General features: G+C 56.9%; 11 protein-coding genes and 1 CRISPR repeat array. Of the genes, 2 read left to right on the top strand and 9 right to left on the bottom strand.

Annotation, left to right across the window (positions count from 1 at the left end):
- Positions 1-3 precede the first annotated feature (3 nt).
- The 3 genes from EBAPG3_RS08260 to EBAPG3_RS08250 form a co-directional block, all read right to left on the bottom strand.
- Positions 4-1350 (bottom strand): ribonuclease H-like domain-containing protein, encoded by a 1347-nt coding sequence (locus EBAPG3_RS08260; RefSeq protein ID WP_004174209.1) that lies wholly within the window; start codon positions 1348-1350, stop codon positions 4-6.
- Positions 1347-3791 carry a DEAD/DEAH box helicase gene (locus tag EBAPG3_RS08255; RefSeq protein ID WP_418304111.1) on the bottom strand — a complete coding sequence of 815 codons (2445 nt, stop codon included), beginning with the start codon at positions 3789-3791 and terminating at the stop codon, positions 1347-1349. The genes EBAPG3_RS08260 and EBAPG3_RS08255 overlap by 4 nt, the downstream gene beginning before the upstream one ends.
- A 630-nt stretch (positions 3792-4421) precedes the next feature.
- A complete protein-coding gene (locus EBAPG3_RS08250) occupies positions 4422-4847 on the bottom strand; it encodes a hypothetical protein (protein ID WP_040851069.1) in 426 nt (141 codons plus the stop codon).
- Positions 4848-5147: 300 nt separating this feature from the next.
- On the opposite strand from EBAPG3_RS08250, the gene EBAPG3_RS14995 reads away from it, so the two are divergent.
- A complete protein-coding gene (locus EBAPG3_RS14995) occupies positions 5148-5345 on the top strand; it encodes a hypothetical protein (RefSeq protein ID WP_151898893.1) in 198 nt (65 codons plus the stop codon).
- A 504-nt stretch (positions 5346-5849) separates the two neighbouring features.
- On the opposite strand, the gene EBAPG3_RS08240 is transcribed toward EBAPG3_RS14995, so the two are convergent.
- Positions 5850-6287, bottom strand: a complete 438-nt coding sequence (locus tag EBAPG3_RS08240) for a surface-adhesin E family protein (protein ID WP_004174196.1) — start codon at positions 6285-6287, stop codon at positions 5850-5852.
- A gap of 90 nt (positions 6288-6377) precedes the next feature.
- Between EBAPG3_RS08240 and EBAPG3_RS08235 the strand changes: the two genes are divergently transcribed.
- A complete protein-coding gene (locus EBAPG3_RS08235; protein WP_004174195.1) occupies positions 6378-7094 on the top strand; it encodes a CDP-alcohol phosphatidyltransferase family protein in 717 nt (238 codons plus the stop codon).
- 152 nt (positions 7095-7246) lie between these two features.
- A CRISPR array of direct repeats spans positions 7247-9043; the repeat unit is 28 nt; unit sequence GGCCTATCCCCGCAGGCGCGGGGGAAAC.
- Between the two features lie 67 nt (positions 9044-9110).
- Here the strand turns inward: EBAPG3_RS08235 and cas2e are convergent.
- Genes cas2e through cas7e form a run of 5 tightly spaced genes read right to left on the bottom strand, consistent with a single transcriptional unit; the run spans position 9111 to position 12908 of the window.
- On the bottom strand, positions 9111-9407 hold the full coding sequence (cas2e, locus tag EBAPG3_RS08230) for a type I-E CRISPR-associated endoribonuclease Cas2e (protein ID WP_004174189.1): 297 nt from the start codon (positions 9405-9407) through the stop codon (positions 9111-9113).
- Positions 9379-10272, bottom strand: a complete 894-nt coding sequence (gene cas1e / locus EBAPG3_RS08225; RefSeq protein ID WP_004174188.1) for a type I-E CRISPR-associated endonuclease Cas1e — start codon at positions 10270-10272, stop codon at positions 9379-9381. Before cas1e ends, cas2e begins: the two co-directional genes overlap by 29 nt.
- A complete protein-coding gene (gene cas6e, locus EBAPG3_RS08220; RefSeq protein WP_004174186.1) occupies positions 10266-10991 on the bottom strand; it encodes a type I-E CRISPR-associated protein Cas6/Cse3/CasE in 726 nt (241 codons plus the stop codon). The genes cas1e and cas6e overlap by 7 nt, the downstream gene beginning before the upstream one ends.
- Positions 10988-11707 carry a type I-E CRISPR-associated protein Cas5/CasD gene (cas5e, locus tag EBAPG3_RS08215; RefSeq protein ID WP_004174183.1) on the bottom strand — a complete coding sequence of 240 codons (720 nt, stop codon included), beginning with the start codon at positions 11705-11707 and terminating at the stop codon, positions 10988-10990. Before cas5e ends, cas6e begins: the two co-directional genes overlap by 4 nt.
- 1 nt (position 11708) lies before the next feature.
- Positions 11709-12908 carry a type I-E CRISPR-associated protein Cas7/Cse4/CasC gene (gene cas7e, locus EBAPG3_RS08210; protein WP_004174182.1) on the bottom strand — a complete coding sequence of 400 codons (1200 nt, stop codon included), beginning with the start codon at positions 12906-12908 and terminating at the stop codon, positions 11709-11711.
- Between the last annotated feature and the right edge of the window lie 13 nt (positions 12909-12921).

Raw genomic sequence — 12921 nt, 5'->3', positions numbered from 1 at the left:
TTGTCAGTCAGCGCCCTGGCAACCGGCTCGCAGGATGACTCGCTCCTTTCTTTTTCTTTTCCCGGGGTTGAATTTCCCCAGCTTCTGGCGTAACCGGGCCTGACGCCTGATGTGGATATTCACCGCCGGCTCCAGCCGCAGCAACTCCTCGGCAAGCTCCAGGGCGGCCTCCAGCTCTTGCGTGACATGCTCATGGTATTTAGCCAGCGCTTCGACCCCCCGGGCGCGGCTGTTCTCCCTGAGATGCATCCAGATGGCGACGGCCCGCCCATCCTGCCGCTGATGCCGGTGCAGTTTAGCCAGAAATAAAAGTGCCGCTTCATCCAGTACACCCCAGGCGCCGGTGAGATGATCAATGGCGTGCTGGACATCGCCCCGGTCCGCATGGACCTGCGCGACTTTAAGCGCATTGACTGCCTCATGGCCGGGTTCGGTGTAAGTTCTGGCTACCATCGCCAGTAATGCCGCCAGCGACAAAACATCGCGCTGATTGTGCTCGGCGATGGCGTACAACGGTTCCACCCGGCCACCCCGCACGAAGTCCATCCACGCTTGAGGAATCAGGTGGCTGGGGAAGTCATCCTCGCGGATAAATCCCAGCAATCGCTGCTCCGCTGTTTGCAGGCGGCAATCCTCCCAGCCATGCCCGTAGGCACGGCGCGTCAAATGCAGCAGGTCGATATGACCCTTGCTTGCACCTGCGCCGGTGCTTTTACCGGCAGCGTTACCCGTAAAGGGATCGGTTTGCCGCGCCAGCCGGTAACGGGTAGCGAGCAACGGCACATCGAAGCTCTTGCCATTGTAGGAGACCAGGTGGGCAGCGGGCTCGATCCAGCCGGAAATGGTCTCCAGCAAAGCCGCCTCCCCCGCGAACCCGGTCAGTACCCATTGCCCGAGCTGCAGACAGTCCCCCTGAATTCGCGCCAGGCACACCATGAAAGGCAATGTACCGGTGCCGCCCGCAAGACCGGTGGTCTCGGTATCGAGGAACAGCAATCCGTCCAGCCGCGCATCGTGAGACATGCCCAGGGCGGCGAGCGAGATCCCGGTCAGGGCTGAAAACGCAATCCTGCCATGCCGGCTGGCAAGGGGGATGGCCTGATCAATCTGGATCAGCCCCGGCGCGATCACCTCCCCGCGCAAGTGTTTGGCAACCTCGGCATCGCCGCATTTTGTCCGGCTTGCCCGGTTAACCGCATTGCGGGAATCCCCGTTACCGCCGGACAGGCGCTGCAGGCGAACATTCAGCGGAATCAAAGGTATCCGCGAACTCTGAGGTTTGGCCGCTGGCTCAGGATCAGGGGTGGGATGCTTGCCCTTGAGCAAGGCCAGCCGCTCAGCCAGCGTCATGATGCTTCCATATCCAGCGTGCGGGCCTGGCCATTGGGCGAAAGCAGGCCCAGAACGGTCAGCGCGGCCTGCTTGGGCGCATGGCCCCGGCTCTCGTCGGAAGCGAGAATCGGGCCCACGCACGACGGGCAGCCGGACTGGCAGCCACAGTCCCGTATCAGCGCAATGGTCCGTGCCACGATCTCATGGCGCAGATCGAACAGCGGTGCGGAAAGCCCGATGCCACCCGCGAAATTGTCGTACAGGAATACCGTGGGCGTGAATTGCTGGTCATCGATCTCGACCGTTTCACCGGAAATAGTTTGCGGGTTGCCCCGTCCGTTCTGGCCGACGCTGGCAAACCAGATGCCTTCGCCATCACCCACCGCCCTGCCCAGGTCATGCCGTTCCGATAGCGTCAACAACGCCGCCACGTGATGCAGCGCGTAGGCCGCGCCGAGAAAGCCATCCAGCGCCTGCCAGCGGGCGGGAAAGGCGGCCTCCAATGCATCGGGGCTGACCTGCCACCATACCGCGGTGGTATGCATCTCGTGATCCGGCAGGTTGACCTTGCCGTAGCCCACATTCTCATGGCTGTAGTAGCGTATCTTCTTGTAGCCGGCGACCCGGCGCACCAGATGCACTTCACCGCGTCCGCACAGGCCATTTGACTGCCTGTCTTCTTCAAAGCAGTCCAGGATCTTGAGCCGGGTAAAGTCTATCGCGTCGGTGTAATAGTCGGCGCGGGTCTTCGTCACGAAGGCCTTGCGTCCTTCCCAGTCCAGCTTCTCGACTTGCCATGGACTTGCCTGGATCAGATAGATCGCACCTTCGTACAACGTCAACGCCGCGGTGGAATAATCGGCTTCAGCAATCACGTCCTGTTTCCCGTCCGTCACATCCACCACCACAAAATTTCCATCCGCCACCGAGCGCAGGCTGACGCTGTTGGCGGGGTAACTGTCCGCCATCCAGTGCCATCGCTGCCCTTCGTGGTGCAGCACGCCCTGCGCCTCGAGGTAGCTCAACATCTCGGCCAGCGGCTCCTTGCCAAAGCGTTCGTTGTCCTGAAACGGCAATTCAAACGCCGCGCAGCGAATGTGATCCATCAGGATCAGCAACTGCTCAGGGTCGATACAGCCGTGTTCGGGCGAGGCGGAAGTAAAGAATTCGGGATTGCGGACAATGTATTGATCCAGCGGATCGCTGGTGGCGATCAACACGCCCAGCGCAGGCCGGTTGCGCCGCCCCGCCCGGCCCAACCGCTGCCACGTGCCGGCAATGGTGCCCGGAAACCCATTGAGCAGGCATACGTCCAGCCCACCGATATCCACCCCCAGTTCCAGCGCATTCGTCGCCACCACGCAGTCGAGTTGCCCGCCACGCAACCGGGTTGCGGTGCCGCGCCGCTCGGTAGGCAGATAGCCGCCGCGATAAGCGGCAATGCGCGGCGCCTGCCGCGGATCGTTGTCAAATACATCCTTCAGGTACTTGGTCAGCACCTCCACCATCAAGCGGGTATTGGCGAACACGATGGTCTTGAGCCCGGCCTTGATCGCGCTGCGGGCGATCCGGGTGGTCTGCGATCGGGCCGAGGCGCGCAACCCCAGATCCGGGTTGATCATGGGCGGATTCCAGAACAATAGATGTTTCTCGCCCGCTGGCGCGCCCGACTGGTCTATCACGGCAACAGGCGCACCCAGCAATCCCCCGGCCAGCTGGCCGGGATTCGCAATCGTTGCCGAGCAAAAAATATAGACGGGCTTCACGCCATAGAACCTGCAGATGCGGTCCAGGCGGCGGATGACATTGGCAACATGTGAACCGAATACGCCCCGGTAGGTATGCATTTCGTCGATGACCACGAATTTCAGGTTCTCGAAGAACTGCGCCCATTTGGTGTGGTGGGGCAGGATGCCCTGATGCAGCATGTCGGGATTGGAGATGACGATATCCCCGTGCGTGCGCACCGCTTTGCGCGCGTCCCCCGGCGTATCCCCATCAAACGTATAAGCCCGCACGCCCAGGTTGCCCGCCTGATTGAGCTCCAGCAGCTCCGTGACCTGATCCTGCGCCAGGGCTTTGGTGGGAAAAAGATAAAGCGCCTTGGAGCGTTCCTGGATTGCCGCCTGGATCACCGGCAGGTTATAGCAAAGCGTCTTGCCGGAGGCCGTGGGCGTGACGATGACGACGTGCTCGCTCCGGGTGATGCGGTCCCACGCTTCGCGCTGATGGCTATAGAGCTGGGTAATGCCGCGCTGCATCAACCCGTCCGCGATGCGCGCATCGAGCCCGGCTGGAAACGCAGCATAGCTCGCGGCCCGTGCGGGGATCAGGAGTTCGCCCGTAATGCGCCGCGCGTGGCGCCGCTTGAGCGCCGGCAGCAGGCTATTCAAGTCACCCGGCTCTGCCCGGACAACATCGACTCCCCGGTCCAGCCCCACTAAATCGTTCAAGTTCACTCCTGCTGCGGGATTTATGGCTACGCCAGAATCAGGTTTGCGCACCCTCATTCTGCCTTGTGCGATCTTGCTCGATCCAGAACAATCGTTCTGGATTCTGGAATTTAACCAAAATGACGCGTACCGTCAACCAGATTTGCAACAGTCATTCCAGCTCTGACCGGCTAAAATTTGGACGAAAGGTCACACGAGATCGATTACGTGAACTTGCTAAAGATAATAAAACCAGGTCCGCAGACCGTGGTTGGATAAAGTCGGAAATGAACTCAATCGAGCGTGATCAGCAATCGAGTATTCGCAACCGCCAACTAAGGATCGGGCTCATGAACGTGGATGTGAGGCTACGGTGGCGTATGACCGCATTCGAATTTGCAAGATCGAGACCTGTAGACTACAACACAGGTACGATGGCTTTGCCCGCGCCAATAATGGGAGGCTGTTGTGGTAAGAAGTAGTGTTACTGAAGGCGAATCCAAGCAATGGAGGCGGTACTTTTATTGCCACCGGCCAAGCGCTATGAACACCTTATTGAGGTGGTTACAACGCTTGTGCACGCGGTAAGTTGGCTCCTGTGCTTCTTTTTGCCAAATCCGCCCAAACATTGCGGGCAAATCTAATATTTAACAATGATTAGAAATGCTCGCAATACCCAAAATAAACAAAGTCGTTCCTCAGAAAAATAAATGACTTCTTTGGAGACTGCTCAAACTCATTTATTGTCAGTGCATAGATACTCGATCCAAGCCCGGCTCCTTCATCACGACGCATCGTAGATATAACCTTGAAGGAATTTTCGGTTGACCCGTGGTCTATGACAATCGGTTTTGTTGCATATGAATTCTTGAGAACACCGGCCATCAAACCCGTTCTTCGCTCGACAGTGAACTGTTTTCCGACGTGTTCCTCTTCCTGGTATTTTCGCGAAGAAGACGGCGCGGTCGATGCGGTATCGATACGCTCCACTCTGCATTGGTAGTCAGGCGTAGCCTGTGCGTTTGCATTATTAAAATAAAATAGTGCGCACAATAACTGTATATAGGTGACTTGTAGTCTCATGTCTTCCCCGGGAAATGAGTATTGATGAATTACAGATTGATTGCTGGGCTTGGAGTGGCATCTGCCGCAATAGTCTGACCCTCGATTCGCCATTTCTTTGGCAAAATTAACATGATTGGTCCATTAATACTATCCCTAGCGATCTCGGTAATTGCATTCGCGGTCGATTCAGGGACAACGCCCGTGTGATCTGCGAACAACAGACCCCCTGCAACAACAACGGCCGCTGCATGCTGGGCCGGTCTTTGCCTCTTGACAAGACCACCCGCATCTTCGGCACCTTTTTCAATAACAGTGCCAATGCCTCGGCACCCGACCGGCACGCCTGCTACGGCCCTGCTGATGCACGAATTCTCTCATTCCTGCGATCGCGTTTTCGAACAACCGCGCGCCGAAGCCCGTGAAGCAGCCGCATTTACTTATTGGCGGACACGCTTTCCCGGAACGTCAGGCTGGACCAGAACGGAAACCAACGGAACAGGTTGCGGCCTGGATTAGCGCTATGGTTTGGATGCGATCTCTTGCTGGGATCGAAATGGGAAATGGCTCCAGATGGAGCTTATGTGCGCTGGCGAGCAGAACATAAATACATGAAGGTAGAGAATTGTTAACGGTTAAAGCGCATTGAATGACGTTTCATGGGATGTCAATCAACCAATCCAATTCCAAGGAGGTATCATGAACAGCATTATCTGGTGGGTGGGCTTCATTGTTATCATCATCGCCATATTAAGTTTCCTCGGCTTGCGCTAGGGCCACCCCCTATCCGCGTGAGGCAAATGTAGACCAGCTCCATTAAATTCCCGTGAAGCAGAGGAGGGTTTTTAACCCTCGTCGCAAGCGGTATCCTTTGTCGGCCGCAGAACCGGATCGATGCGTCTGCCCCGTCGCCTTGCGTACTTGGGCTTGTGCCAAGGCCCACAGCGAGTCTGGATTAAGGGGTAGTCAACACAAGGCCTCGGTTAGCATCGTAGCCCGTTGAAGGACGGTCTGACGCTGCATTCATTCTTTCCCGCAGGCGATTTTCCAGGCTATTTCACCCACAGATCCCGGAATAACCGGCATCATGGTGCCGGGAGCAGTCTCTGAATAGACCAGGTCACCCTCTCCTCTATGGCGTGAATACCAATAAAAGGCCAGCGTACGATATTGCCGGTTTTGGCAGTCATATTCGTCCAGCGATTTTGTTGACAATTGTTCTTTGCCATCCACGGATCTGGGGCTCTCGTAATCGATCGCGGACCACAGCCTCACTGCGGTCCCTTTTTTGCTGATGGCACTTTTATCGATGAAGGTTTTTACACCTTGCTCGATATCGTCACCAATCAGCTTCCAGTCAGCAGCGAAAGCACTGCCACTGAAAATTGCAAAGGTAAAGAATAAAATGACAGCTTGCATCATCACCTCCTGAAGCAATACACAATACTTGAAGGCCTTCATTTCGGGTTCTTCCGCTGACTCTTGAACTCACCCTGGCACACTCCCCATTAACAATAGCGTATGAAACCCGATCTTTCAAAACAATGCTGAGTGAAAACCATAAACGTGCATGTCACCGGGTGGCGCTTGCCATTCCGGACGGCGGACCTCATTTCATCCCAGGGAGATAAGGCATTGCCCCCATCTCCCAACTCCCCCAAACATTTCTCGATGATACGCGGGTTCCAGCTTGCGGACTTCTTCACGCTGGGCAACGCGGGCTGCGGTGTGGCTGCCGTGTTATTCGCCATGCTCTATATCGACACCCGGTCCACGACTCATTTCTACAGTTCAACTGGAATGATGGCGGGGGCTTTTGTATTTGACGTGCTCGATGGACGGATCGCGCGATGGCGGCATCAGCATTCGGCACTGGGACGGGAACTCGACTCTTTGGCGGACATCCTCTCTTTCGGCATCGCCCCCGCAGCTCTCGGTTTCGCCGCCGGACTGCGCGGCGGCTGGGATTGGGTGGCGCTGATTTACTTTGTATGCTGCGGGGTAAGCCGGCTGGCCCGATTCAATGTCACGGCGGAAAGTCTCTCGGCGGGAGCCGACAAGGTGGCCTACTTCGAGGGCACGCCGATTCCCACCAGTATTGTTCTCACCGCCGTGCTGGCGCTGTCCGCCTGGATGGGACGGCTTGGCGAGAATCTTTACTGGGGAGTGTGGACAATTGGGCCGTGGGAATTGCATCCCCTGGCTCTACTGTTCGTATTGTCCGGAAGCCTGATGATCAGTAAAACGCTGCGCATCCCCAAAATTTAACTGGATCCGCATTTGTCCGTATTGCCCCAAACTAGATTCGCAAAGCATAATCTGGCAGAGTCGACAACGCTGCTTTACACCGTTAGCGAAATAAAATTGACATAACCCCATTTGGTAGGCGGGGGAAATAGAGTACTCGAGAGTACTTCGACAGCATATCCCCGCAGGCGCGGGGGAAACTTCGGCATTAGCAATGCCATAATGCCTTCTGCGGGCCTATCCCCGCAGGCGCGGGGGAAACTCTTTAGGAACTATCACCGCCCCATTCGATACGGGCCTATCCCCGCAGGCGCGGGGGAAACCATGGACGGAGCCGCGCCCGACACCCGCATCGCGGCCTATCCCCGCAGGCGCGGGGGAAACAGGTGATGCGTTTCGCAGTGTGGATTAAGCTTGGGCCTATCCCCGCAGGCGCGGGGGAAACATCCCCGTCAACAGCCGATGCGTATCCTGCCGGGGCCTATCCCCGCAGGCGCGGGGGAAACTGATATGGCTATTTGCCCCAGTAGTCGTAACGGGGCCTATCCCCGCAGGCGCGGGGGAAACACGACATCGGTTAACCTGACCAAGACGAACCAGGGCCTATCCCCGCAGGCGCGGGGGAAACGATGTCGTTCTGTTCGGAGACATTACCACAGAGGGCCTATCCCCGCAGGCGCGGGGGAAACTCTCCGCCGCCCCTGCCGGACTCCCGCCTGACGGGCCTATCCCCGCAGGCGCGGGGGAAACTCATTGTGGAATCGCTCGATGACGTTGTGCGTGGGCCTATCCCCGCAGGCGCGGGGGAAACTAACTTCAACTCCCTGTACCGGCCGCCTTCTAAGGCCTATCCCCGCAGGCGCGGGGGAAACAGCGTACTGGCTTCATCCTACTCACCCGGGTGAGGCCTATCCCCGCAGGCGCGGGGGAAACCACCCAGGAGATATGTTCGCGCTGGCGGTCGAGGGCCTATCCCCGCAGGCGCGGGGGAAACAGCATTAGGGAATGGCTAGAGCCTATCGGGTGGGGCCTATCCCCGCAGGCGCGGGGGAAACGCTGTGAATATCCCCAACACATTCCCGGAGTGGGGCCTATCCCCGCAGGCGCGGGGGAAACGTATCCAGGCACAACGATAGCTGGCGGATTGGTGGCCTATCCCCGCAGGCGCGGGGGAAACCTAGCGGTTGGCTGATCCTTTGTATTAGCTGGGGGCCTATCCCCGCAGGCGCGGGGGAAACCCGTATTGCTGTCGGCCGCCAGCGCCTTTAGTGGGCCTATCCCCGCAGGCGCGGGGGAAACGGCAAGGTCAATTCTCGCGGCCTCTGTCTGAAGGGCCTATCCCCGCAGGCGCGGGGGAAACTCTGCCAAGTCGTGAATAACTCGCCTACCTCAGGGCCTATCCCCGCAGGCGCGGGGGAAACCGCCACTCTTACCTTTCACGCCTGCCATTTGAAGGCCTATCCCCGCAGGCGCGGGGGAAACAAAAAAGCCGCCTCAAAGGGCAGCTCTTATATGGGCCTATCCCCGCAGGCGCGGGGGAAACCAGCCATCCCAACGCAACCCATTCTGACGACTGGGCCTATCCCCGCAGGCGCGGGGGAAACGGTTAGAGATGCGTTACTCTCCATTGCCCCTACGGCCTATCCCCGCAGGCGCGGGGGAAACTTCTCAAAAGCCTTGGTGGACACTGGGCACATGGGCCTATCCCCGCAGGCGCGGGGGAAACTCCGCATTGATTGTCTTACCCGTTAGCGTCATGGGCCTATCCCCGCAGGCGCGGGGGAAACGAGAAGGCTTTGAGGTCAGCGGTCAACGAATACGGCCTATCCCCGCAGGCGCGGGGGAAACTACTAGCGGCGTCTTGCAGTGTGAGAACTAACGGGCCTATCCCCGCAGGCGCGGGGGAAACCCCGCCGCGTCAATTACCGCGGGATTGCGCAGGGGCCTATCCCCGCAGGCGCGGGGGAAACTCTCATAGACAATTTCTTGATCTGCAAGAGCAATCATTCAAAAGCATGCGATTTGTTAAAGATCGAATTACATCATGTGCTTTACTACCCAAAGACCATCAAGTTCTACCAGTTCACTTGGAGGGTTGCCCAGGTTTTTTATGCCAACACCGCCGATTTCATTTACATCTTTCCACACCATAACAATACTGCCCTGTGGCTCAGCCTTATACCAATCGGCAAGAATATCCCAAGCTCTCGCTCTTATTCCGGCATTCAAGTGGGGAGAAAGATAGACCGTAGGTGCAATCTCCAGCATTATTGAAGAAAGAAATCCGCGATATTTGTAGGCGACATCACGCGTTACTATCACTACCAGAGCCATTTGTTTCCTCAGTACGCAATACCTGCTTGATTTTGTCTATCATGGCGGGGATCACCCCCTGTTTTCTGAATATGGTGGATGCTTCACGCCTTACCAATCGATCAATTATTGTTTCGTCGCCTTCGCTGATCTTTTTTGCTGCCGAAAAAGCGATATGGAGGGTTATGGAATCGCGGAACAGATCGGCAATATCCAGCACAAATGCCTGACCGGAGTCTTCGTGAATAAACCCAAGCTGAGGAACAGCGGCTAACGACTGGACGGCAATGGCTGCCGCGGCTTGCACGGCAGTGGCAGCATGATTGATAGCTTGATTTGGCGTATCCGCCGCGCCCGGATCTCCGCGGTCGTAGTGGCGACCATTCCATTTAATGCCATATTTTTCCGCCATGAGACGATAAATCGTCTTCACCCGCGCACCTTCAATTCCACGCAAAGTGTCCAAATCACGATGCGGCAGCACCTCCCCCAGCCGCAGGGCATACATATGCCGCGCAACACTGATACGGCGGCGTGGACTACCCCACAACTCTGCTTGCCGCCGCGCTACATCGGAGCGGTCGGGCATCAACGGGGGTGCGGTGTAAGTGCGAACTCCGTCCACTCCGACTGCCGCCATTAAAGTACCGTGTCGTGCCAGCAGGCGCAATGCATCGTGGGTAACGCTGCTACCCGGCCCGAGCAGTATCATGGATATCGCTTGGTGGGGCACCTGAAGAATATGCGGCTCAACAGTGTGCTTGCCGGATAAAAAATTCAGGCAACCGTCCACTACGCAGAGTTCGCCACGTTCCAGCCAGATCAAGCCATGCCTGTCGGCATGTGGTATGCGTGCCGTTTCCAGCCCGAGCCGACCTTTCAGCACGATGCGGCAGGCTTGAGCAGCAGCATACCAAAACCAAACGTCCGATGCCTCCCGACGCCGCGAGCCAGTAAGCGGGTAAATGCATTGGAGCTGTCGACCCGCAATTGACCTTTAAAAACCACGTCCGGTCCCGTTATGAAGCGTACTCTTCGTTTTTCGTTATCCCCGGCACTTTCCTTGCGCAATACGCGTGTTAAACGAAACGCTTCCATTTGTGCTTGAATAATTTGCGCTGCACCTTCCGCCGCGAGCTGCTTCGCAAGCCAGTCCTGATAAATGGCAGCGCGCTGGGCAATGCCTCCATTCTCGGCCGCCGGAAGTATATCAACTGCATGTAAAAACGCATCGCGTTCACGACCATCTTTAGCGCGGATCACTGGACGCACCCGCACTTCAAAACCTAGTATCTGCCCTTCTTTCCACGTATCGGGAAACGGACGTGCATCCAGCTCATCCAATCCCAATGCACGCGCGACATCCGGCGCAGCCAAACTGGCATTCAGGCGCAACGTTTCCAACTTCGCCGAGGTATAGGCAAGCAACCCTTGCTTGGCGTCCATATGGCGGAAAGGCTTGGGAGCCTGCTCACCAAATACGGTGCTGAGCAAGCTGTGGAAGGCATAACCGTAGTCACCATCGGGCGACAGTACTTTGTAGCGAGCGGCCCAAGACGCGAGCGCCACAGAATCCGGTTGCAAACGTATCAATTTAAATGTCATGTTTGCGCACCTTGCAGCGTGAAACTGCCCTCACGGACAGGCCGCCAGCCGCCATGCACGCCGCTGGTCCAGTTGCGTTCGTCGCATAGGTCGATCAAACGATCTCCCGCAAGACGGCCTTCACCGTCGGGCCACTGCATGCGCAGAGATTGGGCGTTACCAATTTCAGGAATTTGAGCAGTTCGTAGCGCATGCAGCACATTGTCGGCCTCTTGCCAGCCGGAAAAAAGACGATGGCTTGGCAGACAGGATTTGCGGCCGATAAACAAAGGCCGTGCGGGATGATCCAGGGCAAGAGCCAAGTCGCTGAGTGTGGGAGCTTCATGCGCGGGTTCCAGGCGCAGAGCGACTAGGACATCGAGACTGGCATGATAGTCACGGTAGCGCAAATGTGGACCCTCATAGGTGCCTGCGCCTCCTCGACGTTCTTCTGGAATACCCCAAGTCGTCCAGCCCTTATCGTTTTTCCCCAGCTGGGCGGTTTGAAAATCCCTAAGGCGTTGTAGCGGCGTATTCAGTCGGGTCCCAACTATCAAGCGGCTCTGTAAGCGATCATGCAATACGCAATCTTCACGTCTCCAGCCGAGTGCATTGGCAAACAATCCGGTAACCATGGAAAGTGCCGGGAAGTCCCGAGTCACGCCAAAGTTGTCAATGGTTTCGCCGCCAAAAGCGCTAAGCGGCGATTCCAGCCGCAGCAAAAGATGACGGTGCATCTCAGCATGCTCCCTGCCGCACAATTTCGCTTGCCCACGCGCCTAGCCGGCTGAGGCTGGCACGTTCGGCACTTGGCACCTCAACCGTATCCAGCGCTAAAAAGCGCCGCGCTAAAGTAGCACCATACGCATCATCCATCGCCGTAATCTCTTGTGTCAGGCGAGCCACGGCGCGTTGCCGGATAGTACCGGGATTGTTTTTTTCTTCCAGCGGCAATGCATCGTGGAATGCACCCGCCAAGCTGCGCGGTTGCCAATCGCCCGCTTCCACCAACACAAACTTGGCCCAATCGAAGGGCGCAGTCGAACCGCGCTTGGCGCCGGGACTGACGGTAGCAATCAGATGCAGCAAATGTTGCACCATGCGCCCTGCCAGTTCGCGGCGTTCTACTGGAATACCATCGGCAAAACACTCTTTGGCGGCAATGCCTTCCAGATTTTCAATCAGCTGCGGCACGTCCACCACCACGTAGCCATAGTAAAGGCCGGAAGCGAGTTCGGTATCGAAAATACCGGCAGATCCCAAATCACCTGCTTCTCTAGATAAATCATCTACTACGGTGAAATAATCATTTTCCACCTGGGCTTGATGCACAGTAAAAGCATGGGAAACATAAATAGAGGCCTCGCGGCTGGCGAGAATATCCGATGTCACCATGCGGCCAAAGAGGGCAGATTCAAGTCCGCTGCCATGTTTGAGTGCTCTGATATTATTTTTCTCATTTTTCAGCGCGTTAATGACATCAGCCTTAATGGATTTCTCATCCGGGCCGGCTTGAGCCAATTGCGTACAGCGTGCTACCAGGTAATCGATTTCCGGTTTACCCATTAAGACCGCCTGTCCAGTTTTAAGAGCATCTTCACCTTTTTTGTCCTTGCCGCCCTTATCGAGTAAACCGCCATCACGCAGTGCTTCAGCGGCAGCTTGCGCCAGCGCAGCGGGAATGCCATTTTCCTCAATGCGCTTGCTGATAAGCTCCAGCGTCAAGCGCGAACGAATTGCCATAGGCACATCCAGGCGCGACAATGCAAACTGATCATCCGTCACGCGCCAATGGCGTTTCAAACATTGCGATGAAATGCGCGTGCGAACGGCATTGCCTAATGGCAAGCGTTTCGCCAGTCCGGCATCGTCACGGTTCAGCAAGGCAGCAGGATAAGTATGCAAGGTGTGAATCTGAATAAAGCGGGGTAGTGGCATGACCGGTCTCCAA

It is taken from the genome of Nitrosospira lacus, from assembly GCF_000355765.4.
GTDB lineage: Bacteria > Pseudomonadota > Gammaproteobacteria > Burkholderiales > Nitrosomonadaceae > Nitrosospira > Nitrosospira lacus.
The sequence above is the reverse complement of the archived record's forward strand: the minus strand, read 5'-3'. Positions and strand labels throughout refer to the sequence as shown.